The 25045-nt window shown below is 61.2% G+C and carries 24 protein-coding genes; 12 read left to right on the top strand and 12 right to left on the bottom strand.

The window, feature by feature from the left end; genetic code table 11:
* Positions 1–33 precede the first annotated feature (33 nt).
* From FGS76_RS09040 to FGS76_RS09030, 3 genes are all read left to right on the top strand, one after another.
* Complete coding sequence (locus FGS76_RS09040; protein ID WP_240692482.1) at positions 34–1314, top strand: OmpP1/FadL family transporter; 1281 nt, start codon at positions 34–36, stop codon at positions 1312–1314.
* Between the two features lie 89 nt (positions 1315–1403).
* Complete coding sequence (locus tag FGS76_RS09035; RefSeq protein WP_138772310.1) at positions 1404–2729, top strand: OmpP1/FadL family transporter; 1326 nt, start codon at positions 1404–1406, stop codon at positions 2727–2729.
* Between the two features lie 751 nt (positions 2730–3480).
* Entirely contained in the window at positions 3481–7212 is a 3732-nt protein-coding gene (locus tag FGS76_RS09030; protein WP_170214441.1) for an Ig-like domain-containing domain, read from the top strand.
* A gap of 900 nt (positions 7213–8112) precedes the next feature.
* Here the strand turns inward: FGS76_RS09030 and FGS76_RS09025 are convergent.
* The 6 genes from FGS76_RS09025 to FGS76_RS09000 form a co-directional block, all read right to left on the bottom strand.
* Positions 8113–8808 (bottom strand): hypothetical protein, encoded by a 696-nt coding sequence (locus FGS76_RS09025; RefSeq protein WP_138772308.1) that lies wholly within the window; start codon positions 8806–8808, stop codon positions 8113–8115.
* Positions 8809–8933: 125 nt separating this feature from the next.
* Positions 8934–9629, bottom strand: a complete 696-nt coding sequence (locus FGS76_RS09020) for a hypothetical protein (protein WP_138772307.1) — start codon at positions 9627–9629, stop codon at positions 8934–8936.
* A 132-nt stretch (positions 9630–9761) separates the two neighbouring features.
* Positions 9762–10460: a hypothetical protein gene (locus FGS76_RS09015; protein WP_138772306.1), complete on the bottom strand. Its 699-nt coding sequence runs from the start codon at positions 10458–10460 to the stop codon at positions 9762–9764.
* Between the two features lie 134 nt (positions 10461–10594).
* On the bottom strand, positions 10595–11293 hold the full coding sequence (locus FGS76_RS09010; protein WP_138772305.1) for a hypothetical protein: 699 nt from the start codon (positions 11291–11293) through the stop codon (positions 10595–10597).
* 308 nt (positions 11294–11601) lie between these two features.
* Positions 11602–12348: a DsbC family protein gene (locus FGS76_RS09005; protein ID WP_138772304.1), complete on the bottom strand. Its 747-nt coding sequence runs from the start codon at positions 12346–12348 to the stop codon at positions 11602–11604.
* A 27-nt stretch (positions 12349–12375) separates the two neighbouring features.
* Positions 12376–13095, bottom strand: a complete 720-nt coding sequence (locus tag FGS76_RS09000) for an FKBP-type peptidyl-prolyl cis-trans isomerase (RefSeq protein ID WP_138772303.1) — start codon at positions 13093–13095, stop codon at positions 12376–12378.
* Positions 13096–13288: 193 nt separating this feature from the next.
* Here FGS76_RS09000 and FGS76_RS08995 point away from each other — a divergent pair, with 193 nt between their 5' ends.
* On the top strand, positions 13289–14056 hold the full coding sequence (locus FGS76_RS08995) for a type II secretion system protein N (protein ID WP_170214440.1): 768 nt from the start codon (positions 13289–13291) through the stop codon (positions 14054–14056).
* 50 nt (positions 14057–14106) lie between these two features.
* Here the strand turns inward: FGS76_RS08995 and FGS76_RS08990 are convergent, their stop codons facing one another.
* Entirely contained in the window at positions 14107–14829 is a 723-nt protein-coding gene (locus tag FGS76_RS08990) for a hypothetical protein (RefSeq protein ID WP_138772301.1), read from the bottom strand.
* A 795-nt stretch (positions 14830–15624) separates the two neighbouring features.
* Here FGS76_RS08990 and FGS76_RS08985 point away from each other — a divergent pair.
* From FGS76_RS08985 to FGS76_RS08960, 6 genes are all read left to right on the top strand, one after another.
* A complete protein-coding gene (locus FGS76_RS08985; RefSeq protein ID WP_240692481.1) occupies positions 15625–16011 on the top strand; it encodes a DUF192 domain-containing protein in 387 nt (128 codons plus the stop codon).
* A 259-nt stretch (positions 16012–16270) separates the two neighbouring features.
* Entirely contained in the window at positions 16271–17707 is a 1437-nt protein-coding gene (locus FGS76_RS08980) for an MBL fold metallo-hydrolase (protein ID WP_138772299.1), read from the top strand.
* Positions 17708–17910: 203 nt separating this feature from the next.
* Positions 17911–18231 carry a helix-turn-helix domain-containing protein gene (locus tag FGS76_RS08975; RefSeq protein WP_138772298.1) on the top strand — a complete coding sequence of 107 codons (321 nt, stop codon included), beginning with the start codon at positions 17911–17913 and terminating at the stop codon, positions 18229–18231.
* 75 nt (positions 18232–18306) lie between these two features.
* Positions 18307–18495, top strand: coding sequence for a hypothetical protein (locus FGS76_RS08970; protein ID WP_138772297.1), 189 nt, complete (start codon positions 18307–18309; stop codon positions 18493–18495).
* On the top strand, positions 18480–18788 hold the full coding sequence (locus FGS76_RS08965) for a type II toxin-antitoxin system RelE/ParE family toxin (protein ID WP_138772296.1): 309 nt from the start codon (positions 18480–18482) through the stop codon (positions 18786–18788). The genes FGS76_RS08970 and FGS76_RS08965 overlap by 16 nt, the downstream gene beginning before the upstream one ends.
* A gap of 150 nt (positions 18789–18938) precedes the next feature.
* Complete coding sequence (locus FGS76_RS08960; protein WP_138772295.1) at positions 18939–19328, top strand: helix-turn-helix domain-containing protein; 390 nt, start codon at positions 18939–18941, stop codon at positions 19326–19328.
* 19 nt (positions 19329–19347) lie between these two features.
* Here FGS76_RS08960 and FGS76_RS08955 read toward each other — a convergent pair whose 3' ends face one another.
* On the bottom strand, positions 19348–20028 hold the full coding sequence (locus FGS76_RS08955) for a hypothetical protein (RefSeq protein ID WP_138772294.1): 681 nt from the start codon (positions 20026–20028) through the stop codon (positions 19348–19350).
* Positions 20029–20194: 166 nt separating this feature from the next.
* Here FGS76_RS08955 and FGS76_RS08950 point away from each other — a divergent pair, with 166 nt between their 5' ends.
* Positions 20195–20671, top strand: a complete 477-nt coding sequence (locus FGS76_RS08950) for a gamma-glutamylcyclotransferase family protein (protein WP_138772293.1) — start codon at positions 20195–20197, stop codon at positions 20669–20671.
* Between the two features lie 130 nt (positions 20672–20801).
* Here the strand turns inward: FGS76_RS08950 and FGS76_RS08945 are convergent, their stop codons facing one another.
* From FGS76_RS08945 to FGS76_RS08930, 4 genes are all read right to left on the bottom strand, one after another.
* Entirely contained in the window at positions 20802–21137 is a 336-nt protein-coding gene (locus FGS76_RS08945; protein WP_138772292.1) for a DUF3325 domain-containing protein, read from the bottom strand.
* Positions 21134–22708: a PepSY-associated TM helix domain-containing protein gene (locus FGS76_RS08940; RefSeq protein ID WP_240692480.1), complete on the bottom strand. Its 1575-nt coding sequence runs from the start codon at positions 22706–22708 to the stop codon at positions 21134–21136. The genes FGS76_RS08945 and FGS76_RS08940 overlap by 4 nt, the downstream gene beginning before the upstream one ends.
* 20 nt (positions 22709–22728) lie before the next feature.
* Positions 22729–23025, bottom strand: a complete 297-nt coding sequence (locus FGS76_RS08935; protein ID WP_138772290.1) for a DUF3649 domain-containing protein — start codon at positions 23023–23025, stop codon at positions 22729–22731.
* 108 nt (positions 23026–23133) lie between these two features.
* Positions 23134–24624: an MATE family efflux transporter gene (locus tag FGS76_RS08930; RefSeq protein WP_240692479.1), complete on the bottom strand. Its 1491-nt coding sequence runs from the start codon at positions 24622–24624 to the stop codon at positions 23134–23136.
* Here FGS76_RS08930 and FGS76_RS08925 point away from each other — a divergent pair.
* Positions 24589–25045: elongation factor P hydroxylase (locus FGS76_RS08925; protein WP_138772289.1), on the top strand; the 457-nt coding region annotated here is incomplete at its 3' end. The two genes, FGS76_RS08930 and FGS76_RS08925, sit on opposite strands and share 36 nt — an antisense overlap.

The raw sequence follows: 25045 nt of genomic DNA, 5'->3' as shown, positions 1-25045 counted from the left end.
ACAATCCTGTTGCCCGCGGGAACGATGATGCTGATGAGCACGCCCGCGCTCGCCAACATGGGCAATACGGGTTCCACCTATGGCCTTTTCCCCACGGACGTGGCTTCCGCCCAAGCGCTTTCGCTGTTTAACACCAGCACTTCCGCCACCTACTACAACCCGGCGAACCTGGCGGCCAGCCGCCACAGCGAGATCACCGGCGCGATCTTCCACGCCGAGCACGATCTCAACGTGGACAGCAGCAACCCGAACTACGACGGCAACGTGCTCGACCGGCCGTCCCAGCAACTGATGCTCGGTCTCAAAGCGGACCTGAGCGGCCTGATGAAATCCGAACATCCCATCTACCTGGGCTTCGTGGCCGGGGTGGAGAAGTTTGGCAAGGAGATGCTGGCCTTCACCTCCAGCGCCGAGGGCGAGAACGCCCAGTACCTGCAATACGACCGTCAGCCGCTGTTCCTGGCCGCCGGTATCGGTTCCAACGTATGGCGTGGCATCAAGTTCGGCGCCGCCCTGCAGGTTACCCTGCACAACGACGCCGAACTGACCATCACCAACAACCTGGCCGGGGAAACCGAGTACGAGCGCCTGAACGTGGAGTCCCGCTCCAAGTTCCGCCCCATCGTCGGCCTGACCATGAACGTGGGTGAGACCTTCTGCCGCGTCAAAGGCTGCTCCCTGGACGGCCTGGACATGGCGATCAACTATCGCGCCTCCACCGACAGCCAGACCACGGTGGACGCCAACGCACAGATCCCCGGCGTGATTCCCAGCCCCGGTGTCGATATCGACGTGTACAACGTGATCGACTCCTACCAGCCCGCGGTCACCACCGCCGGCTTCAAATACGACTTCGGCCGCTGGCGCCTGGGCTTCACCGGCGAGTATCAGCAATGGTCGGATCTGAGCAGCGAACTGGCCGACGATACCATCAAGGATCAGGCCGGCCTGGAATTCGAGGACATCTTCATTCCCCGTGTTGGTCTTGAAGTGGATCTGAACGATGTGTTCATGCTCACCTCCGGCGTGGCCTGGGAGAAATCCCCGCTGAAAGGCCGTTCCTCCCTGGACGTCAACTATGTGGACGCCGACCGTCTGGTGGTGGGGCTTGGTCTGAGCGCCAACTTCAAACACGTACCCATGATCGCGCACCCCGTCACCATGAACGTGGGTTATCAGTTCCAGCAACTCGACGAGCGCGATTTCGATCTCAGCCGTTCCCAGGGCCCCGGCAATCCGGACGTTACCTACGCCACCGTCAGCACGGATGGCGAGGTGCACGTTTTCGCCGGCTCCATCTCCCTGAAGTTCTAACCGGCTAAACGAATACGGTGGGTACCATAATGAGAAACGAAAAATACAAATACGAGAATAAGCAGAACAGGGTTGAGAGGTCCGCTTTTATGAGCCGCAATTCGATCACCACGAACCTGTTGTCCGCGGGTGTCATGCTCGCGCTGAGCTCCACCGCCATGGCGGGCATGAGCAATGCGCCGTCCACCTACGGCATGTTTCCGTCGGATGTGGCGTCAGCGCAAGCCTTCTCCATTTTCAGCAGCACCGCCAACGCGGTGTACTACAACCCGGCGGCACTGGCCCAGGACAGCCGTGGCCAGCTCACCGGCGCGCTCCTGCACGGTGAAGCGGATCTCGGCTACAAGGACGCCGTCGGCGGCCCCGCGCGCAGCGGTCGCATCAGTGACGAGCCTTCCCAGCAGCTGATCCTCGGCCTCAAAGCCGACGCCAGCGATATGCTGACCACCGGCCACCCGATCTACCTGGCGCTGATGCTGGGCAGCGAGGAATACGGCCGTGAGATGCTGGGCTTCAGCTCTGAGACGTCCGATTCCGGCCAGTACCTGACCTATGGTCGTAACCCCCTGTTCCTGAACGTGGGGGTGGCCACGCCGATCTGGCGCGGTATCGACTTCGGCGCGTCCATCAATATCACGCTGGACAACAACGCCGAACTGGACAGCGAGCTTGAACTGAGTGGCGAAACCGCCCGGGAAGACCTGGACGTGTCCGCCAAGACCCGCTACCGCCCCATCGTCGGCTTCAACGTGGCCATGGGCGAAACCTTCTGCCCGGACGGCTGCTGGCTGGACCGGCTCACCGCCGCGGTGGCGTATCGGGCTCACTCCCAGACCGAGACCTCCGTGGACGCTACCCCCTCCGTGAACGGCCTGATCCCCGGTGGCTTGCCGCTGCGCGTGGCCAATGTGATCGAGGGCTATCAGCCGGACATCTACAGCGTCGGTCTGCGCTACGACATGGGCCGCACCCGTCTGGCCTTCACCGGCGAGTTCCAGCAATGGTCGGACCTGGGTGACGAGTTCAGCCGCGACACCATCAAGGACCAGGGCATGCTGGAGTTCAAGGACACCTTCGTGCCGCGGGTGGGTCTGGAATTCGACTTCACCGACGCGCTGATGCTGACCACCGGCGTGGCCTTCGAGGAGTCGCCGCTGGACAGTGACGTCTCTCCGGACGTGAACTATCTGGACGCGGACAAACTGGTTATCGGCGTGGGCCTTTCCGCCACGTTCAAGAACCCGCCGCTGCTGGCCTGGCCGCTGACCGTGGACCTGGCTTACCAGCACCAGCAGCTGGACCAGCGCCGCTTCGATATCGTCACCACCAATCCGGCTTCCAGCGGTACGCCGACCTCCCTGAAGACCGACGGCGACGTCAATGTCTTCTCCGGTTCCGTAACGCTGAAGTTCTGATCGCCACCGGGGCAGGTCCGCCTGCCCCGGTTATTGAGAGCAACAATCCGCTCGATGGACTTGGGTGGAAAATCAGGGAAGTCCGAAAGGCGCAAAGGAGGACTCGGTCCATGGCAACAATAACCTCCAGGGTTCGCGCATCCGCACGCCCGTCTTTCGACTTCCCCGATCGTAGCCAACAGCCCATCGTGGCGCCCTTCGTCTTCCGTCTTTCCCTTCTGACCGGCCTGGCCAGACCTTGCTCCCCTGTCGCCTCCGTGTAGATGGGTAACAGGTGTAAACAAAGGGATTTGATGGATGCACCGGAAAAGGGAGAAAAGGCGATTTTCGCATTGCGTAATAAACAGCAGTGTCGAAAAGCACCGCCTGCTATTTGCAAATAAAATAACGGTTTTTATATAAGCCGCTGTTTTTAAAGAAAAAAAGAATTTTTAAAGCAGAAGGAGGCTTTGTCCCTGAAAACCCCGTTTAACGGCGCTGCTGCCTATACACTGGCAGTGAGCCGCCGCTATTCTCATAATGTTGGGCGTGAACGTATTTCCACTTCGTGAGGAGAGAGCAGGAAAATACGTCATGTGGAAATAATCGATAAAAAACAAGGAGTCGCGCGATATCTTCCGCGTTAATTTCAAAACGACACCGGATATGCGCGAAGGCTGATTCGAATTACAAGCCGAACAAGAAGACGTTGATAACAACGAGGTCAAATATGAAACGTCGAGGAGCGATCATGATAAGAAAGATAGCGCCGATGGCCGCGGTTCTGCCCGCGGCCGTCCTGCTCGTCGCCTGTGGGGGCGGTTCAAGTAGCCCCAGTGGCAGCAGCGGTGAGGCGGTACAAAACTCGCTGACTTATTCCTTCCCGCTGCAAGACCAGCAGGAAGTGCCCACGCCCACCCCGGTGGTGCTGCGCTTCTCGCAAAGCGTTTCCGGCCAGGGCCTTGAGAACGATGTGGTCCTGCGCCACGACGGCAACGTGGTCCCCACTCAGGCCCGTCTGGCCGACGGCGGCCGGTCGCTCATCCTGACCCCGGAGAGCAAGCTCGACTATCACGCCGACTACGTGGTGGACCTCCCCGAAAACGTTGAGATCAACGGCGCCCAGGACATTCGCTTCAGCACCCGTGCCGCGGAAGAGGGCATCAAGGCCAACGTCATCACCGCCGACACCATGGACGTGACCCGTGCCATGCCCAGCGGTAGCCAGCAAGACCCGATGATGGACTTCTCCACCATCCGTATGCAGTTCACCCAGCCGCTGGACCCGCAAACGGTTCGCTACGGCCAGGGGGGCGACAACACCCTGCGTCTGGTGGACGGCGACGACAACGTGGTGCCGGCCTGGGTCGTGGTCGACGGCCCCTACCTCACCGTCGATCCCAAGGATGACCTGACCCCGGGCGAAACCTACCGGGTGCTCTTCGAGAACAACGGCGTACAAAGCATCTACGGCGAAAGCTTCGCCTTCCCCAACGGCAACCGCTTCCGCTTCAATCCGGCCAGCTCCCTGGCGGAAGGCGCCGATCCCAGTGAACGGCCCCAGCCGCTGGTACAGCGCATCACCACTCCGGCCGATCAGGGCACCGGCAACGGCCTGTCGCCGCTCACCGGCGAGCCGATCAACGAAATCCCCGTGAACGCGGTCCTTCTCGGCGGTGTTGGCGACGGCACCATGCCCGCCGCTACCCAACAGGAAGGCGACGTACTCGGTGACCTGGCGTTCCTGCCCCGTTACCCCCGCGTCTCCCCGCTGCGTATCCGTCGTGGCACCCTGCTCACCGGTAGCAATATCGATGTGAAGATCGGCGGTGAAGTGGACGCCGGCTTCGAAAGCGGTGAAGTGCGCGTGCAATTCCTGTCCGACGCCAATGGCTACCTGATCCCCAACATCTACGATCCGAACGGCCCGCGCATGGTGCGTCTGTTCATGGACGTGGCCATGAGCACCGAAGACCCCACCGCCAATGGTGGCGTCACCCAGAACATCACCCACCTTGAACTGATCGGTACGGTCAGCACCGACACCGACGCCGGCGTTATCGACATCAACGCCGTGGGTGTGGTGGAACCGATGATCCTGGGCCAGGAGCGCGGCTACGGCACCCTGAGCTTCCAGCTGCAGACCTACCGTGATCAGACGCCGCAACTCGTGGAAGATGTTCGCCAGCAGCAGAACGACATGACTCCGCCGACGCTGCAAAGCTGGATGGCCGACCAAATGTCACCGGAGATGCCGGTGGATGAAAGCGGTGATGAACTTTCCTGGTTCCAGCATCCTGGCGCACCCATCGTGCTGAACTTCGACGAGCCGCTGAGCGCCGAGAGCCTGCGTGAACCCGGCGCGTTGACCATGACAAAAGATGGTGCAACCGTAGCAATGACGTATACGCTGGATGGTTCCGCCGTTGTGATTCAGCCGGACGAGGCCCTTCAATACGAGCCGGCGGGCAGCAATCCGGAATACCAGATCCAGCTTGGTAGTCAGATTACAGATCTCGCGGGCAACAATTTTATACCGCGGACGCTGACCTTCAAATTGCCCGGTGATGTCATAACTAGAAGCATTCCTGACCGGCAGGGCGAGTATTCTGAGGAAGAGGTCCAAGTTAATTCGCCGATGCTGCTGAGTGCATACCCTGGCTATCCTTGCGTCACTGATCCGGCAACGCGAGACTTGGCTAATGGTTTGGTTGGCCGCTGCGCGGGGGGGCCTGGTGATTGGGCTAATGAGGAGTACCCTCTGGTGTCATACCAGCCCAATGATATTCTTCCGCTCATGTCGTTGCCGGCTAATCGGCCGATCGTATTGCAGTTCACCAAGGCGATTGATCCCGACAGTGTGAGATTGGGCGAAAGCTTCGATATTTTCCGGGTGGATGCTGCTGGTCAACCCGTCGACGAGAACGGCGACCCCGTCACTGATCCAGAGCCTATACCGGGTCAGCTGACCGTCGAAGGACAACGCGTCACTTTCATGCCTGACGAGCCCTGGGAGGATGGCCAGTATTATCAATACACCCTGAGCTCGAATAATTATACAGACACGACGGTGGGTTTTGAAAATTCGGTTTATCCCTTCATCGGGAGCAGAAATGCTGTCTGTGACGGTACCGGATCGATCTGCAGTAAAGAGGAAGGGCAAGGGCTTCCTTTACGTACTCAGCCGCTTGGTATCACCAAACGCACTCCAATTACACCGGACGGTATGGATGGTGTATACAAAGTGGTTGCGGATTATATAGTGAACAACGATTATTTTATGGTCGATACCGGCGGGCCGGATATGGCTATATTTTTTAAAGGGGAGGAAGCAAACAATAGCGTACTTCAGACTTTGCGCAGCACCCCTGATGTGGACGTCAATGGGAACATGATCCATGACGCCGATAATGTAATCGGGAAGCTGCCTGCGTTGGTGGGCTTTACCCCAGCCAACTATTTTACTAGCGCAACATCCAACAGTAAGGCGCCTCTCGAAGATGGCACCCTCCCCACTTCGAATTACCCGTTCCATGAAGCGGTACCGAGCATGCCAGATCCTAATGCCGACCCCGCTTACGACCCATCAGGTGTTCAAGGATTCCCGAACAGCGCGAAGATTCTCTCCATGAATACTGAGGGACTTGACGTGCCTTGGTTCGCGGATGGCGCTAATTTGGCTGCTAATCCCACGTCTAGCTATGTCTACGCCGGGATACTTGGTGTTGATGGTGCCAATGTCGGTTGTGGGTACGATGAGTCTTATTACCCGACTACTGGTGAGCCGGGATATGAACAAGAGGAGCAAAATATAGGCCTTATAATTACAAATTTGGCGAGTGGTCTGTTTCCGAAAAGCAAGCCGACGCTTTGTCCTCAGAATAAATTTACTTACTTAAAGCTAGGTTTAAATGCGGATGTGACTGACGAGTACGAACAGGGTAAAGGCATTAAGGTCAAAATATATCCGTCGCAATCCATCTCTACGTCATTCGATAGCTACGCGAGGAATCCAATGCTTGGGAAGCCGACTATGGCCGTGCCTTCCGGTGAGCAAATTATGAGAATGCGATATGCTAAAGATGACCCCACCTGTGAGGATACTCAGGCTGCTCCCTGTCGACGGACTCAGCCAATCATTGGTTGGATTAAAGAGGATGCTCAGGGGACACCCATATTGACCGCGGATGTGGATCTGTATATTGATGCGCCTTATTTGGGGCCGGTGCTAAGTGATTTGAACGTCTCTCTACGTCATAATCTGCGTAGCTACGAAAGAAAGATGACGCTCACGGGGCCGGTCGCTTTCCTGGATGATGGTAGGATGGTGGTCCAGCAGCGAAACCAGAACCCTATTGATATCGATGTTAAATTGTACTTCGCTCCTGAAGTGGAAAATACGCTTTTGGGGACGGGGACGGCAGCGGGCCGCATTCCCTATCTTATTCCGCAGGACGGTGTGTTTATTCAGATGATTTCTCAACCAATTAAAACTGGAAAGTAAATATTGAAAATTTGAGCCATATTTGTTGTGGCTCTATTAGAAGAAGCCCGGCGCTTTGCGCCGGGCTTTTTTTTGCTTCATGACTCGCCCTGAATAGAGTGGATACGTTCCAGTCCTGATTGTGGGAGAACGTGATGAATCAACGGGTTAAATGCACGCAGCGTGATTACGCCCTGGCCTTTAAACAGGCGGTGGTGGACCAATAGGGGAGAGGTGAGCTGACCTATGAGCAGACTGAGGCCCGCTACGGTATCCAGGGCCGCCCGACGGGCTAAAGTGATTATGTCGATATGGCGACTAGGACTGGCGCCCTGACACCTCCCTCCTTGCGAGCCGGAGCGAAGTCCCACCTACCCCGGAACAGCGGTTCAAGGAGCTTGAGGAGAAGCTGCGTCTGGCTGAACAGAAGGACGAGTTCTTCGAAGCCGTGATCAATGTCATGGAGAGGACTACGGGGTGACGGTAAAAAAGCGGCCCGGCAAGTCCTCACGCAAAGACGCTTTGCCGGGTTGACCGTCAGCAGGGCCTGTCATCTTCTGGGCATCAGCCGCCAGGCCTGGTATCAGGCCCAGCGAGCGGAGCGTGCCGCTATCTTATTATAACCTAATCTGACTCCTCACTTGAGTATAATCATCTGCTATGGGTACTGCTGGGGGGCATTTTTCTGGTGTGGCTTGGTAACGTGGAGCACGCTCGCGCGGTAATCAATAAATTTTTGCTTATCTATAATAGTGACTGACCCGTCTCGCCCGACATGTAGAACACCCGATGCTGTACGCCGGGCTTTATGAGAGCAAATAAGTGTTAGAGCCAGGCATTCGAAATAAATAGGTTATGAGGCGCCTGGACGCCCGGACTCTTGGTCAGGAGGGCGACCAAGAGCCGGTTTCCTCAGGGTTATTAATGAATGTCCAGCGACGTCGCGTTGCTCAACGAAACCGTACCATAAATAGAGCAGCCTACTTCAGTGTCGTCGCAGTCGTAGTATTCGGAGGCCAGACTGAAGTTGGCGCTGGGGCCTGGGGTGAATACTATGTTGTGAAGATGTGAATCGGCGATGCGTGGAATGCCAAAAATAGTTACATCAATTTCGCCCAAATTAGTCACAAGGCTGGATGCACCCGGGGAGTACGGTATCAGACTATTGCAGTCATCTGTGAATGGGCAGTGGCTAACTGCTTTGGCATCTTTCGTATACCATGGAAAGCCGGACATGACAAAAGCGGCGCAAGGGAAGCTACCAGATACACTGGCGGAATTTACTTGAAAACCTATGCGCCAGTCTCCGGCGCTGTCTTGACATTTCTTTATTTTATTTGTCCAGGTTACCGTACAGTTCCAGTTCAAGCCGTTGCACCCCCACTGTGTCGGCCCGATGAATTCGAAGTCTTCACCGGTGGTCGGCAGGCCATGCCATTCCCCGGCATGGTCGCCGGAGCCGTTGAAATGATAGGTGGTGCCGCTCACTTCGGCTTCGATGCACGGCGCCGTGCCGCCGCCTGGGCAGGGTCCGGTGTCCCAGTCCGCGGACGCAAGGTTGGGCAGCGACCAAGTGGCCGCAGCGAGAAAGGCTGAGAGTAGAAGTTCCCTTTTCATTTTTCATCTCCTTGATGATTCAGGCATGCCCACCATAAATGGGCCCGGTGGGCTGGGCGCGAAGAACAGGCGCCCCACCGTCGGTAAAGGACCGGGGCGCTGGCGCCAAGACTGCTGCGCTGTTGTTACTGGATATCCAGTGAAGTGGCATTTGTCACGGTCAGAGTCCCGTTTATTGAGCAGCCTTGATCCTCATCGTCACAGTCATAGAACTGCGAGTCGAAAACCAAGTTTGCGCTAGTGCCCGGGTTAAACACGACTTCGTGTAGGTGACCGTTTTCAAATGGTGCGGCGCCTAAAATAATATGATCAATGGCGCCTAAGTTACTGGTATAAGAAGAAGCGGTCGCATCGTAGGCAGTAAAATTAGAGCAGTCATCAGTAAAAGGGCAGTGGCTGCTGTTAGTCACATCTTTGCTATACCAGGGGAAGCCGCTCCACGTCAATAATCCGCAGATAAAGCCGCCAGTCATACTGGCCGAGTTAACTTGGAGTCCTATACGCCAGTCGTCATTTTGGTCCTGGCATTTCTTTATTTTTACTCCCCAGATCCAGGTGCAGTTCGCGTTCAGGCCGTTGCAGCCCCATGTCGTTGCTCCGCTGAACTCAAAGTCTTCGCCAGTGGTTGGGAGGCCGTGCCATTCTCCAGCGTGGTCGCCGGAGCCGTTGAAGTGATAGGTGGTTCCGCTTACCTCAGCTTCGATGCAGGGCGCCGTACCTCCGCCGGGGCACGGGCCGGTGTCCCAGCCCGCAGTTGCAAGGCTGGACAGCGACCAGGTAGCCGCGGTGAGCAATACTGAGAGTAGAATTTTCCTTTTCATGGTTTTATCTCCTTGATGATTCAGACAGGCCAGCCGGGAAAATGCCCCGGCTGGCTGGTGCGAAACTAGAAGACCACAGGCGGTGGATTGCGTAATCGATCAGAGCCGGCGCCATTGCCGTGGTCGCTCCGGTTAGTGGATATCCAGAGAGGTAGCGTTGGTTACAGTCAGATCACCTTGTACGTAACAATCCCCTTCACTTCCGTCGCAGCCGTAGAGATCCGAACTAAAAGCGAAGTTTGCACCGGTGCCCGGAGTGAAAATAACGCCTTGAAGGTGCCCATCGGAAACAAGTGGTATTCCAAAGATGGCCAAGTCGATCGAGCCCAGTTCGACGGCGTAGTTTGACGAGTTACTGTCATAAGGAACGAAATCGTCACAGCTGTCTTGGAAAGGGCAGTGGACGCTGCTGGAAATTGGATTCTTTGTGTACCAGGGAAAGCCAGCCAGGGCGAATGAGCTGCATCCGAAGCCGCCAGAGACATTATTCGAGCCCACTTTTAGCCCGATGCGCCAATCTCCGCTGCTATCCATGCATTTTTTTATTTTGGCTCCCCATGTCCAGGTGCAGTCGAAGTCCAAGCCGCGGCAGCTCCACTCTGATACTCCGCTAAACTCAAAGTCTTCGCCAGTGGTTGGGAGGCCGTGCCATTCTCCAGCGTGGTCGCCGGAGCCGTTGAAGTGATAGGTGGTTCCGCTTACCTCAGCTTCGATGCAGGGCGCCGTACCTCCGCCGGGGCACGGGCCGGTGTCCCAGCCCGCAGTTGCAAGGCTGGACAGCGACCAGGTAGCCGCGGTGAGCAATACTGAGAGTAGAATTTTCCTTTTCATAGTTTTTATCTCCTTGATCTTTCAGGTAAGCCCACCATGAAAAATGCCCCGGTGGGCCGGGGCGGGGAGAGAAGGCGTCCAGCGCCTGGCCGCTGGGGGACCAGGCGCTGTCGCCAATATTGCTGTGGTTCTTGTTACTGGATATCCAGGGAAGTCGCGTTATCCAGGACCAGGTCACCGGTTACTTCACAGCCCTGCTCATCGTCGTCGCAGTCATAGAATTGAGACGCGAAGGAGAAGGTTGCGCCGGTACCCGGAGTGAAGGTAACGCCGTGAACGTGGCCACCGCTTACTCGGCTGCTGCCCAGGACGCTGATATCGATGGCGCCGAAATTGCCGCTGTAGGTAGTAGCGCTCGGGTCATACGGAATGAAGCTGTCGCAATCGTCCTCGAACGGGCAGTGGTTCGCCAGGCTTGCGTCTCGTGAGTACCAGGGGAAACCGCCCAGAACTACGGTGCTACACAGGAAGCCACCGGACACGTTGGAGGAGTTAACCTGCACGCCGATGCGCCAGTCACCGTTGGAGTCCTGACACTTCTGCACTTTACCGCCGAGGGTCAGGGTACAGTCCAGATTGATGCCGCTACAGCCGAGCTCCACGCTATCGCCTACGAACTCGAAGTCCGCACCGGTGGTCGGCAGGCCGTGCCATTCGCCGGCATGGTCGCCCGTGCCGTTGAAGTGGTAGGTGGTGCCATTAACCACGGCTTCGATACAGGGGGCGCTGCTGCCGCCCGGGCAGGGGCCGGTGTCCCAGTCCGCTGCCGCCATGCTGGACAGTGACCAGGCGGCCACGCCGAGAACTGCTGAGAGAAGAAGTTTCGTCTTCATGATGAGTCTCCGTAATTGTTTGTATGTCGGATACTGCGGTTTGTACCGCCAGTTCAACGTAGCAAGGATTTTTTACGGAGGCTTGCGTTTAAAATGGCCAGCGTTTCGGTATTTTTAGCATTTTCTTTACATTCAGAGACTTAACGTTCTTCTTGTGACCCGGGATGTGGAGGTGCCGCTTTTAAAAAGCAGGGGAAAACGGTGTTTTCCCTGTGAGGGGCTACTTAAAAGAGAGAAGTGAACGGTTTCTCAGAAAGATAAAAAAGGCCCGCACGTTGGGGAAGAGAATGCGGGCCATAGCGTTTTAATCAATTCATGCTGGCGGTGTCCTTAATCCCGGCAATGACTTCTTTCGGCGACATATAGCCGCCCAGGTTGCGGCCGTCCGGGCTGAACACCGAGGGGGTGCCGCTCACGCCCAGGGTCTGCGCCATCTCGTACTGGTCGGCCACGGGTGCGCGGCAGGGCATGACTTTCTGGGTAAAAGGCTGACCGGCGAAGGCGTCGTCCAGGGCCGCCTGGGGGTCTTCCGCGCACCAGATTTTGGCCAGATCGTGGGCTACCGGGGTGTTGATGCCCGAACGCGGCAGTGCCAGGTAGTGCACGGTGATACCCTGCTGGTTCATCTCGTCCATATGGGCGTGGAATTTCTTGCAGTAGGGGCAGGTGGTGTCGGTGAACACGTAGATTTCGTACTTCTCCTCGCCGTTGGCGGGGTAGGTGATGGTGGTGCCTGGATTCACCGCCTGCAGCATTTCGGCCCGGTCTTCCTTTTCCCGCCGTTCGGTCAGGTCCACCAGGGTGTCGTCGGAGAACACCATCAGCCGACCGGAGAAGACGTGGTCGCTGTCCGGCGAGCCATAGATGAACTTGCCGTTGCTCAGCTTGATTTCCTTGATGCCCTCCACCGGGCTGTCGCTGATGCTTTCCACGCTCAGGTTCGGGTTGGTGACCGCCAGGGCTTCCGCCACCCGCTCACGGAGATCCGCCGTGGCCAGGCCGGGGAGGACCAGCGCGATAAACAGAACGTTCAGAATAGAGTGATATGGTCTCATGGGTGTGCCCCCTTCCAATGGTGGTTATCAGCTTCTGTCGATCACTTCGACCAGTTCCAGTTCGTAGATCAGGGTGGATTGCGGCGGAACTTCCTGGCCGCGGCCCTGCTCCCCATAGGCCAGCTCCGGCGGCAAGAAAATGCGCCATTTGTCGCCTTCCTTCATGTGCAGCAGCGCCTGCTGCCAGCCGGGTATCAGCACGCCCATGTTCATGCGCACGGGCTCGCCGCGGGCCAGGGTGCTCTCCACGAAGCTGCCGTCGATCAGCACGCCGGCGTAGTTCACGCGCACCGCATCGCCGGGTTTCGGGCTGGCGCCGCCCTCGGAGGCTTTCAGGACCTCATACTGGAGGCCGCTTTCCATGGTTTTCACGCCCGGGCGTTGCTTGTTTTTCTCCAGGAAAGCCCGGCCGGCCGCCGCGTTGCGCTCGATGGCCTTGCGTTTCAGCTCCTCCTGCCGTGCGGTGACTTCTTTCTGATAAGCGCCAGAGGCCTCGCTGGCGGTTTCCTCATCGAGCAGCAGCTCATTGCCCTTCAGTTTGTCCTGCAGCGCCAGCAGGAACAGGTCCGTGTCCAGATCGTTTTGGGCCAGGCTGTTTTCAAGCTGCCCGCCCAGGAACATGCCGGCGGCGTACGAGGCTTTTTGCTGGGTGGTTTCCAGCTCCGGGGCGGTGCCGGTGGCGGTCGGGTTGTGGCTGCACCCCGCAAGGAACACCAAGGACAGGGCGCCGAGGGTAAGAGTCCTCATTTTTCCTCCTGATTGTTTTGTTGGATATCGTTTTGATATCAGGCTGATGTGTTCGAACGTGTTGCTGGTGTCGTTCTCCGTGTTGTCCTCAATAAAGAGAGGTATATATTATTTAAGTTCCTTGTAAAACACGTTGGATGACACGGATTTTTTTCGGGTGCCTATGATAAGTCAGAAGATCGCTCTTAAATGCTTGTTTCTGCTGGCGTTAATTTTTTCATTCATTATTTTCTTTTACGTCAAAGGGAATAATGGCACGGACAATGCGCCTGAAGAGACGCCGCGGGCGGCTGTAACGGCGCCACCGGAGTCCGGCGCGTCGGCGCCATCGATGTCGCCGCCGAGCACCGTGCCGGCAAAGCCGGTTACGCCGTTGAAAATGCCCGACGAGCAGACGCTGGCCCTGCTGGCCATTTTTCAGGCCAACAGCCCGCTGGCGTCGGCGGTGATCAGCACCGAAGGTCATGGCGCCGGCCAGTATCGTGTGGGGGGCGTATTGCCGGACGGCGGCGTACTCACGGCCATACAGCCGTCGGAAGTGCTGATCTATCGCAATGGCCGGCAGATTACCTTGCGCATTCCGTCCATGGGGGGCGGCTCCACGACATCTAGTGTCGAGACGGGGCCGGTTGAGCCTGACCATCCCAAATTGCCCTGGCAGGTGGTGGACTTCATGAACAAGATGGATCTGACGCCGGTCAGTGACGACGCGCCGGATGGCTATCTGGTGGGCGAGGGCTTTCCCAAGAGTGGCACCGAGGAGGTCGGTGTTAAGCCGGGTGATACCATCGTGGCGGTGAACGGCTATCCGGTGGGCGAGTACCACAGCGACTATCTGGTGTGGCTCTCGTTCAAGGACCGGTATCGGGCCAGCGTGCTGGTTCGTAGAGAGACGGGCGAGGAGTTCTCGTTCTATTTTCCGGATGATCTGAAAAGTGTGAGCGTGACGCCGGGAGGTTGAGGGGCGGTGCCCCCCGGCGGAGGCCGCGGAGCACCTGGCGTTGGTTGGTTCTATCTGTTGTTGTCGTTGGAGAAGTCGTCCGGGTTTTTCTTCCGCCGCGGCCGGCCCGGGCCCCGGTTCAGCACCAGGATGCCGTACTTCTTGTAGACGAACTCCACGAACCGCTGCGACCCGGTCAGGCGATTGCGGTACAGCGCGGTGTTGATCATTTCCACTTCTTTTTCGTCCAGACCGTTGCGCATGTAAGTGCGGAAGGCGTTCGCCCGTTCCGGGATGTCGTCGCCCAGGCGCGCGTACTCTTCCGGATCGTCCAGCCAGTACTGGTCGGTCTTGCCAAGACGCATGCGGTAACTGCTGTTCTGGTAGTGGTAGGCACTGCTTGCCAGATTTTGCTCCACCGGCAGGCGCTCCACATAACTGATGCAAGCCATCAGCCAGTTGCCCGGCTCCACCGGGCTGGCGCGGAAGCGCGCTTCCCAGGGGGATTTCTGGCCATACAGGCCGCGCCGCCGCAGGGAGGCTCGACAGGTCAGTGATTTGATGAAGACGCCCAGGTTGTCCGGGTTTCCGTAGGGCGTGGCGACCATATGAAAGCGGTCGGGGAGCAGCGTCCAGGCGTGCACTTCGACCTGGTAGGTATGACGCAGGTCACGGATTTGGCTAATGAAATGCCGGTAATCCGCCTTGTCGTGAAACACCTGTTCGCCCTTGCGGGCTTTACGCAGCACATGATGGGGTACATCAGCAAGCAATAAGCGATCCGTGCCAGCCATAATCATCTCCTTCCTGTCTGTCCTCTATTGTTATTGACGATCCTGGGCGCCGGAGGGCCAGCATTCGGGTTCTGCTCTGCTCGCCGACGTTGTTCCCGGATCTGGCCGTATTCGGGCATGGGAGCCCTCCGCGGCCGGGACTACGGGTTGTTCGTGATGTTTTTCCGACTGGTACTGCGCAGCAAACGCTGGGAGGGTCGGATATGAGAGTCTCTACTTCGGAGTATCATCGGGATCTCCTCGGTGTCCGGGTCTTGCGGGGCTGAAAAAGCTGGCGCGGCGGGCCTTTCCCTGTGCCGGCGCCGCGGGGCTTAAAAAGCCTCATATACCGGGAACGTCTTGTTATTTTCGAGTGATATGAAAGTCCTTATTCAATTTATTCTCCACGGGAACTCCGTCCCGCTTTGATCCCGCGCGTTTTTGCACGGTTCATAAACCCTAATCCATAATTGCGTATTGGAGAACGGCCTTTTTCGAAAAGGCTGTTTTTCCGTGACGAAAACAGGGCCCCTCGTGGTACGCTAATCCTAATAAATTCAATGGCTTACGCTTCTTGGTTGATAAGAGGTTCACCGACAAGCGGTATCAAAAATCCGACGAACGGTAGGTTTTGGTAAATGATATTGATCTATTGGCGCAGTGAACCCTGGTTTTCCGGCGTCAGCCCCCGTGGCGTGCGGGTTTGCGAGAGAGCGCGCTGAAATGCTCCCCCTTGGAAAAATCAAAACGGGGATATTAGCGGTCTTTTTATTTACCCCGGAAGTGACGCCGGCGCACCCACTTCCGACGGTTTTTTTGTGCCTGGGCGACCTTCGGGCGCCGGTGCGCGCCGAGGTGGCCGCCACCCCGGAGCAGCGCGGCCGGGGTTTGATGGAGCGCGAGCAACTGGCGGCGGATGCCGGCATGTTGTTTCGGTTCGACCCGCCGGCCACGGCGGAGCAGGGGTTCTACATGTACCGTACCCTCATTCCCCTGGATATTGCCTTCCTGGATGGCGACGGTCGCATTGTCGATATCCAGACCATGTCCCCCTGTGAAAGCCGCCACGCCTTCCTGTGCCCGGTGTACCGTCCCGGCCAGGGCTACCACCAGGCCCTGGAGGTCAACGCCGGCTTCTTCCAGCGCCACGGCGTCCGGCCCGGTGACCTGATCCGCCCCGCCCGGGGCGACACCTGCCGCTAGGCGGCTTGGCCAATCCCCCTTTGTCGAAACCGCTTGTGGAGACCGTGGTGCTTCCTCATCGCAAGCTTGGGTCCGAGGAGCACCCGCGTGAATGAGCGCGGTCACGCCAAGCCGCTGGACGTGGCGGCGATCAAGGCGAAAGGCCGTCTTCGCTTACAGCGAAAATCGCGTCGTTAGAAAACCGGCAAGGCTTCCTGTTGCCCGCGGATTCGCGGTATGGTCATTGGTGAAATCCCATTCCGAGAATAAGAAAAGCCCTATGCAACCACGTCCCGCTTCCACCCTGGCTCTGCTCCGCGATACGGACGCGGGGATGCAGGTTCTGATGCTCCAGCGCACCCACGAAGCCGTGTTCATGCCCGGGTTCTATGTGTTTCCCGGCGGCGCGGTGGATCTGGACGACCAGCACCTGGCCGGGAATCTGGCGGTGCACGGCCACGATGCGGCTTCCGCTAATGCGCTGTTGGGCGTGGAGGAGGGCGGCCTGGGTTATCTGGTGGCGGCGCTGCGCGAGAGTTTCGAGGAGGCCGGGTTGCTGCTGGCCCGGGACGGTGGCGGTGGCTGGCTGGGGGCGGACCATCCGGCCCTGTTGGCGCGCCACGCGGTGGCGGCGGGGCAGCTGGGGCTGTCGGCGGTGTGCGGCGAGCACGGGCTGACCCTGGCGCTGGATCGTATCGCCTACCTGGACCATTGGGTGACCCCGCCCGGGCCGCCGCGCCGCTTCGACACCCGCTTTTTCGCCGCCGAGGCGCCCCCCGGTCAGGTGCCCGGGCACGACGGCCAGGAGACCATCGACCATTGCTGGCTGACGCCGGATCAGGCGCTGCGGGACCGTCGCGCGGGGCGCCGGGAGTTCGCCACGCCGACCATCGCGGTGCTGCGCAAGCTGGCCGAGTTCGATTCGGTGGAGGCGGTGCTGCGCTACGCCCGCGAGCAGCGGCCCAAGGCGTTTCCCACCCGGCCGTGGCCGGCGCTGAAGCGCGGCGAGACGGTGTATGTGGAGCCGGGGCGGCCGGCCTACGACGAGCTGGTGAAGCTGGACCCGGAGGGCCGGGGCCAGGCCCGCGCCGCCATCGAGCCGGGGGAGTGGGTGCGCCTGGGCGAGCAGCTGTGGCGGCTCACCGCCGAGCATGAGCAGGACGGGCCCGGGTTCAACAGCTATCTGCTGCGCCGGGGCGATGAGGTGGTGCTGGTGGACCCGGGGCCGGGGCAGGGCGGTCATCTGGAGCGCCTGGTGGCGGCCTGCGCCGGGCGCCGCACCACGGTGCTGACCACCCGGCCCACGGATCAGCGGAGCGCCCTGGCGGCCCTGCGCGCGGCCACCGGCGCCACGGTGATCGGGCTGCAGGCGGACGCGGACCAGCGGCCGGGGGCCGGGCGGGCGTTCCGTTGCGCCGGTTTCGAGCTGACCCTGATGCCGTTGCCGGGCCAGGCGCCGGATCACCAGGCGCTGCTGTGGCGCGACGAGGGCATGCTGTTCGCCGGCACCGCGGTGTTGGAGCGCTCCCTGGCCCGGGGCTATTTGCCGGCGGCGGACAACGACGCCTATGTGGATGCCCTGGGCGGGTTGCTGGAGGCGCCGCTGCATTGGATCGCGCCGGCCCGGGGTTTTCTGATGGGCCACCCGCACAAGGTGATCGACCACCTGATGACCCAGTGTTTGAGCCGGGTGGGGCGGCCGGCGGCGCCGGCCTGATCGGGGCTGATCGCGGCTGAAGCCGCTCCTACAGGGGCTCCGTCGCTCCTGTAGGAGCGGCTTCAGCCGCGATCAACCGCGATCAACATTCTCCTACAACGTTGTAAGCAATCACCTACAGCGCAAAACTCCGATCTCGTCTTCCCTAACCGCCGCTGTTGCGCCCATCCTGGCGTTACGCCTGTGCAGCCACGGAAACCACCATGTCGGAGGATCGCACCCCCTACCGCCCCCGCGCCCCGGGTCCCACGGAGACCTGGGTGGATCGTTTGCTGGAGCACAGCCGCACGGAGCTGGCGCGGCTGCCGCTGGACACCGAGCTGGACGGCACCCACCTCACCGCCGTGCGGCGGCTGACCGGCCTGGACCGTTTTCAACTGTCGCGGCTGCTGGGTATCGACCTGGCCACCCTGGAGCGCTGGGAGCGCGGCATCGGCAGCCCCGACGGCGCCGCCCGCACCGTGTTGCTGGTGGGCCTCAGCTTCCCGGAGGTGCTGCGCGCCTTCTTCGCCGGCCGCGGCTGAACCATATCGGGCGGGGGACGCTTTCGCTATCATGACTAATCAGGGGAAGGGATGACGACCATACAGGAGTCGCATATGCAGACCGCAAAGCAGGACGTGGAACGCATGCTGGGCCAGCTGCCGGATGACGCCACGTTGGAGGACATTGAGTACCACCTCTACGTTTTGAAGAAAATCCGGAACGGTATCCGTCGCCATGAGGAGGAGGGCGGTATTCCCCAGCAGGAAGTGAAAGAACACGTTCAGCAATGGTTTACCCGGTAACTTGGTCTCCCGCCGCCCTCAATGATCTCCGCGGTATCGCCGACTACATCGCGGAGGACTCCCCCTTTTACGCCGAAGCCGTGGTCAACAAGATCATCGAGGTGTCCGATACCCTGGCGGAGCACCCGAATCGGGGCCGCATTGTTCCTGATTGGGGCCTGCCGGACGTTCGAGAGCGGTTTATTTACAGCTACCGCTTGATATATCGGGTAGCTGAAGACGAAGTGGCCGTTTTGGCAGTGATACACGGTCGTCGCCGGCTCGACGATTCCGACGCTTCCCTGGTCGAGTAAGCCCGCCTCTTTAGCCCGCTTTTTCCCGCCTCCGTCAAAAAGTCCGAACTTTTGCGATTTTTTCTATTGATTCGCCAGACGTGCAGAGCGAACCTTTGCGAATCAAGCAAAGCTCAATACCGTGGAAATCACCAAGAAGAGGAGAGCGACATGGACATCGGGGCGGGTTTGAAGCGCCAGCGGCTGGCGCGGGGAGCGACTTTGAAGCAGGTCGCGGATCTGTGCGGTACCGACGCCGGCAATTTGTCCCGGGTGGAGCGCAATGTCCAGGACGTGAGCTTTCAGCGGCTGACGCGCATCTGCGCGGCCATGGAGCTGGGCGTGGTGGACTTTCTCACCCAGGTGGAACATTGGGAAAACGCCACCACCCAGTTGCCCACCAGTGCGCTGACCAAGCGGCTGCGCGCCATGATGCGGCTGTTCGGCGCCGTGTCGCGGCGCGACCAGATGCTGCTGCTGGCCCTGGCGCGGGGCATGGCCCGCCCCCGCGTCGAGGGCGACGACGGCCCGGCCGCCGACGGCTACCGGCCGGCGCTGTGACCCGGCCGGGCGGCGCCGGTCAGTTGCGGGTGGCCAGCATGGCGATGGCCGCCAGGGCTTCCGGGTCGTGGTCTTTCAGCCGGTTGGCGATGCCGTGCTGGAAGAAGTAGCGGAAGTCCGGTTCTTCCTGGGCCGGGCACAGGCAGCCGTCGCCGGGTAACACCGGGGTTTGGGTGACCGCCTCCTCGTCGGCCACCATGGCTTTGGTGGTGCCGTCGCCGTACAGCCGCCAGCTCACCACCTCGGTGAGGCTGAGGGTTTCGAACTGATCCTCGGAAAACACCGCGTGGGTGCCGATGGTGTCCGGGATCTCCTGAATCAGCCCGTCGCCGTCGGGCCGGCCAAAAAACTCCACCGCCGCGTCCAGTTCGCGGACCTTGTGCGGTGGGGCGTCGCGGAACAGATAATCGCTGTCGGGCAGGCGGTAGCCCTCCCAGCGCCCGTTGAGCGGGTCCGCCAGATCGGTGGCGGTGACCAGCTCCTTGAGCCAGGGCACCACGGCCACGGTTTCGCCGTCATCGCGCCTTGCCCAGGCGAGGATCTTGATGGAAAAGAGGGTGTCCGGGTGTTGATCGTTGGCATAGAGCAACTCCATGCCGTCGTACTCCGGTGAGAGTCGCAGAATCGGCGGAAGCGATGCCCGCCGTCGGGGGGTGAACGGCAATACGTTATTGCCGCGAGGGTCACGCCGGTTTGCCATAAGCGCCTCCGCGCAAGCCGACCAAGGAACTGCGGAATAACTGATACGTAGACGCTCGCTGCCGGCGTGCTCACGCATGAGTTATTCCGACGTTCCAAATTGACACTAGACGCTCGGCGGAAGCGGCGCAAGCGTTGTTTGAAGTGGGGCGTTACAATCCGGCCCCATGACCACTTATTACTTCGCCTACGGTTCCAATATGAATCCGGCGCGCATGGCCAGCCGCGGCATGCGCTACCGGCGCAGCCTGGCCGGCTTTCTGGAAGGCTGGAGGCTGGCTTTCAACAAACGCGCCAATGGCCGCGACGGCAGGGCCTACGCCAATATCGTGCCGGACGCCGGCGGCGGTGTGGAGGGGGTGCTTTACGAGCTGGTGAGCGCCGACGAAATCGCTCGCATGGACCCGTTCGAGGGCCACCCGGAGCGCTACCGCCGCCACGCCATGACGGTGCGCGCCGACGAGGGCGACATCGACACCTGGGTGTACATCGCCAACGACCATTGGCAAAGCGACACGGTGCTGCCGGAGCGCTGGTATCTGAACCATTTGCTCAGCGGCCGGCCCTGGTTAAGCGATGGGTATTATCGTTGGCTGTTGGCCACGGAATGCTGGCCGGATGTGGGTGGGGCTGTGCGGGGGTGAGGTTTGTTTTTTGGTGGCGTCTTTGATCGCGACTGAAGTCGCTCCTACAACATTCTAACAGCCCAGGTGCCACCCGAAGAATGCTGTAGGAGCGACTTCAGTCGCGATCCACGATCATCAGCGGTCGTCCTCAGCCAACCACCCACCCGGCCACGGCGGCAACCACCGGCAACCCCACCGCCAGCCGCGCCGCCAGGCGCGGCCGGTAGGGTATCAGGAACACCAGCGGCAGCCCGGCGAAGGCCACCATGCCGAACGCCATCCATAGCGCCAAGCCGGTGGGCCAGATCGCCAGGCAGCCGGCGGTCATGGCCGCCAGCAGCGCCCAGCCCAACACCCGGAAGGCACGCAGCCGCGCTTCGGAGGCTTTGCGGCCGAGCACCGCTTCGTGGTGGCGCTTCATGGCCAGCGACAGGGCGGTGAGCCCGGCGTAGCCCAGGGTCCAAGTCAGCGGCAGCAGCGTCATGAGGATTCTCCGGCGGTGGCGCGGCGGGGCCGGCTGGCCCGGGCCGGTTTGCGCGCCGGGGGGGGGCCGGCCACCCGCCAGAACGCGTAGCCGGCGCCCGCCGCCATGCCCAGACACACCAGGTCGAAGGCGGCCAGGGCGCCGTGGCGCCAGGCGATGGCGCTGAACAGATGGCTGTCGGTGGTGGCCAGATCAATCACCGGCACCGCCAGCCAGAGTGCCGCCAGGGCCGCCAGTTGCTCCAGCCAGCCGCGCCGGTGCGGCCGCCACAGCGCGTGGATCAGGGTCGCCAGCCAGGCCAGGAAGAAGGCGCGGATCTCCCAGCTTTCCCTGCCTTCCAGGGCCGCCGGCAGCAGCCGGTTGGCGGCGAAGTAGACCGCCATGGCGATCAGCAGGCCGGTGATGGCGGCCATGTTCAAACCGTTCACCAGACGCAGGTTGAAACCCGGTTCCCGGCCGCGCAGTTGCTGGCTGCGTTTGGACACCCACAGCAACATGCCGGTCACCGCCATGGCCGAACCGACCAGGCCGAACAGGAAGAACAACCAGCGGGTGGCCGGGTCGGCGAAGTGCGCCAGATGCAGGTTCACCATCAGGTTGTAGATGCGCGCCGGGGCGGCGTCGTCCGGTGGCCCGGGCCGGGTTTCCAGCAGTTCGCCCCGGCCGTCGAACACCAGGGTGGGGCTGCCGCCCCGGCGCCGTTCGGTGAGCGCCGGTTCCTTGGCGGTGCTGATCTCGATGCGGGCGTTGTCCCGGTTCGGCCAGCTCACGCTGATGCGCTGCGCCGGCTGCCCGAAACGGGCCTCGGCGCGGTTCACCAGGGGCAGGATATCGCCGACCATGGCGGCCGGGGCGCCGGCGTTGGCGCTTTGCTCCTGGCGGGGAAACACCTCATTGAAGAAACCGCGCCAGCCGTCCTCGTAGGCGGCGTTGAAGCCCCAGGGCATCAGCAGGATCATGAAGATCAGCAGCCCGGAATAGGTGATCATGAAGTGGAACGGCAACGCCAGCACGGCGGTGGCGTTGTGCGCGTCCAGCCAGGAGCGCTGGCCCTTGCCCGGCCGGAAGGTGAAGAAATCCTTGAAGATTTTTTTGTGGGTGATGACGCCGCTAATGATCGCCACCAGCATCATCATGGTGGCCACGCACACCAGCCAGCGCGCCCAGATGCGCGGCACCCCGTACAGCTCGAAGTGGAACCGGTACAGGAAGTCGCCGCCACGGCTGGCGCGGGGTTCCAGGATCTGGCCGGTGCCGGCGTCCATCTCCGCCCGCTCGCCGCGCCGGCGGCCGCCCTCGGCGGCCTCCGGGGTGTCCGGTTGCCAGCGCAGCTCCGCCACCGGTGAGCGGTCTTGGGGCAGGATGATGTCCCAGGCGCGGGCGTCCGGGGCCTGTTCGCCGAGGCGGGCCCAGGCCAGTTGCGGGGTGGCTTCCGAGGCCACCGACTGGTGCAGTTCCGGCGCCATCCAGAAAGAGATTTCGTCGCGGAAGTAGGCGCTGGTGCCGGTGATGAAAATGGCCACCAGCAGCCAGCCCAGCAGCAGCCCGCTCCAGGTGTGCAGCCAGGCCATGGATTGTCGTAGTCCGCCCTTCATGCGCCCCCCAGCCAGGCCAACGCGGCGCACAGCGCCGCCGGAATCAGAATGCCGGCCCCGGCCCGGGCCACGCTGCGGGCGCTGAAGGCCCACAGCACCGCCACCGCGTACACCAGGAACGACAGCAGGGTGCCGGTAATCACCGCATCCGCTCGCGTCATCGGCAGCCACAGGGCCATTGCGGTGGCGCTCGCCGCCGCCAGCCCGTAGCCGCCGAACACGGCGAACAGGGCACGCAGGGCCACGCCCAGACGCGGCGAGCCGGCGAGCCGTTGGGAAGAAATTTTGGACATGGCATCCCCGACGCCAGGATTAAATAAGAATCGTTATTATCCGCATATGGGAAAAGGATGCAATGGAGGATGCGTTCTTTCGCCGTCGTATCGCGACTGAAGTCGCTCCTACACACTGCTTGTAGGAGCGACTTCAGTCGCGATCGCCTTGCCCGGCAATGGCGACGGCAACGGCTGCCGCAGCCGCCAGCGCAGCCGCAGCGACAGCAACACGGCGGCGGTGGTGAGGCCGGCCACCAGGCCGATCCAGAAACCCGCCGGGCCCATGGCCGGCACCAACCGGTCGGTGAGGCCCAGCACATAGCCCAGCGGCAGCCCCACGCCCCAATAGGCGAACAGGGTCATCACCATCGGCCAGGCGGTGTCCTCGAAGCCGCGCAGGCAGCCGTTGGCGCTGACCTGCACCGCATCGGAGATCTGATACAGGCCGGCGAACAGCAGCAGATGGGCGGCCAGCTCGATGATCCGCGGATTGTCGGTGTAGATATGGGGAATCCAGGTGCGGGTCAGCATCAGCAGCAGGCCGGCGACCAGGCCGATGGCGGCGGTGATCAGCAACGAGCAGCGCACCGCCACGGCCAGGGCATCGCCCCGGCCGCCGCCCCGGGCGTGGCCCACGCGGACGGTGGCGGCGATGGCGAAACTGAGCGGCAGCATGAACACCAGCGAGGTGAAATTCAGGGCGATCTGGTGGCCGGCCACGGTCTCCGGCCCCAGCCGGCTGATCAGCAGGGCGATCACCGAGAAGATGCTCACCTCGAAGAAAATCGACAGCCCCACCGGCATGCCCAGGCGCAGCAGGTAGCCCAGGCTGGCCGGCTCCCAGTACCGTTGACGCAGGGTCAACCGGGCTGGGCGATAGATCGGGTGGCGCTTGATGTAGCCGCCCATCATCAGCGCCATGGACCACATCACCAGGCTGGTGGCCCAACCGCAGCCCACGCCGCCCAGGGCGGGCAGGCCCAGCTTGCCGTAAATCAGCAGGTAGTTGGCGGGGATATTGATCAGCAGCCCGGCCAGGCTGATCAGCAGCACCGGGCGGGTGTGGTTCATGGCCTCGGTGTAGCTGCGCAGGGCCAGCAGCACGGCGGCGCCGGGCATGCCCCAACTGAGCGCGTCCAGGTAGCCCTGGGCCAGCGGGCGGATCGCCGGGTCCACGTCCATCAGGTGCAGCACCGGCGCCATGGAACGCAGAATCAGGGCGCACAGCAGCCCCAGCCCCAATGCCAGCCACAGACCCTGCTGGGCCAGCGGGTTGACCCGGTGGTAAGCTGCGCCGCCGAGATGGCGGGCCAGCACCGGCGTGGCGCTGGTCAGTACCCCGGTCATGAACAGAAACAGCGGTACCCAGATGCTGGCGCCCACCGCCACCGCCGCCAGATCGGCGGCGCCCACCCGGCCGGCCATCACGGTATCCACGAAGCCGTTGGCGGTTTGCGCCAGCTGGCCGCCGAGGATCGGCAGAGCAAGACGAAGCTGCGCGAGGTATTCACGACGATGCAAGGACATGGTGAACCAGGGTTGGGACACGGGGCGGCTACCATACCGCAAAGCGGAGCGCCGGTGCACCGCGCCGTCGACCTGGAAGTGCTGTTTCATGACACCTTCCACGCCGACCATGACACGGTACTGGAGGGCGGCTTCGAGGAGCCCGTCTATTTGCCCGGCGCGCCCCATCGCATCCGCTATACCCGGGATTATTTCCGCAGCGCCTTGCACGAAGTGGCGCACTGGTGCGTGGCCGGCCCGCGCCGTCGGGAGCGGGAAGATTACGGCTACTGGTACGCCCCGGATGGCCGCGATGCCGACCAGCAGGCCCGCTTCCTGACCGTGGAAGTGCGGCCGCAGGCGTTCGAGGCGCTGTTCTGCGCCGCCTGTGGGCATGGCTTCCGGGTGTCCCTGGACAACCTGAACGGCGACCCCGGCGACGCCCAACGCTTCGCCGCCGACGTGCGAGCGCTGGCCCGCCGGCTCATCGACCAGGGCCTCCCCGAACGTCCCCGCCAATGGGTCGCCGCCC

Origin of the sequence: Alloalcanivorax gelatiniphagus, from assembly GCF_005938655.1 — a bacterium.
GTDB classification, from domain to species: Bacteria; Pseudomonadota; Gammaproteobacteria; order Pseudomonadales; family Alcanivoracaceae; genus Alloalcanivorax; species Alloalcanivorax gelatiniphagus.
Note: the sequence above shows the minus strand (reverse complement) of the source record. Positions and strands in the feature narration are given on the sequence as shown.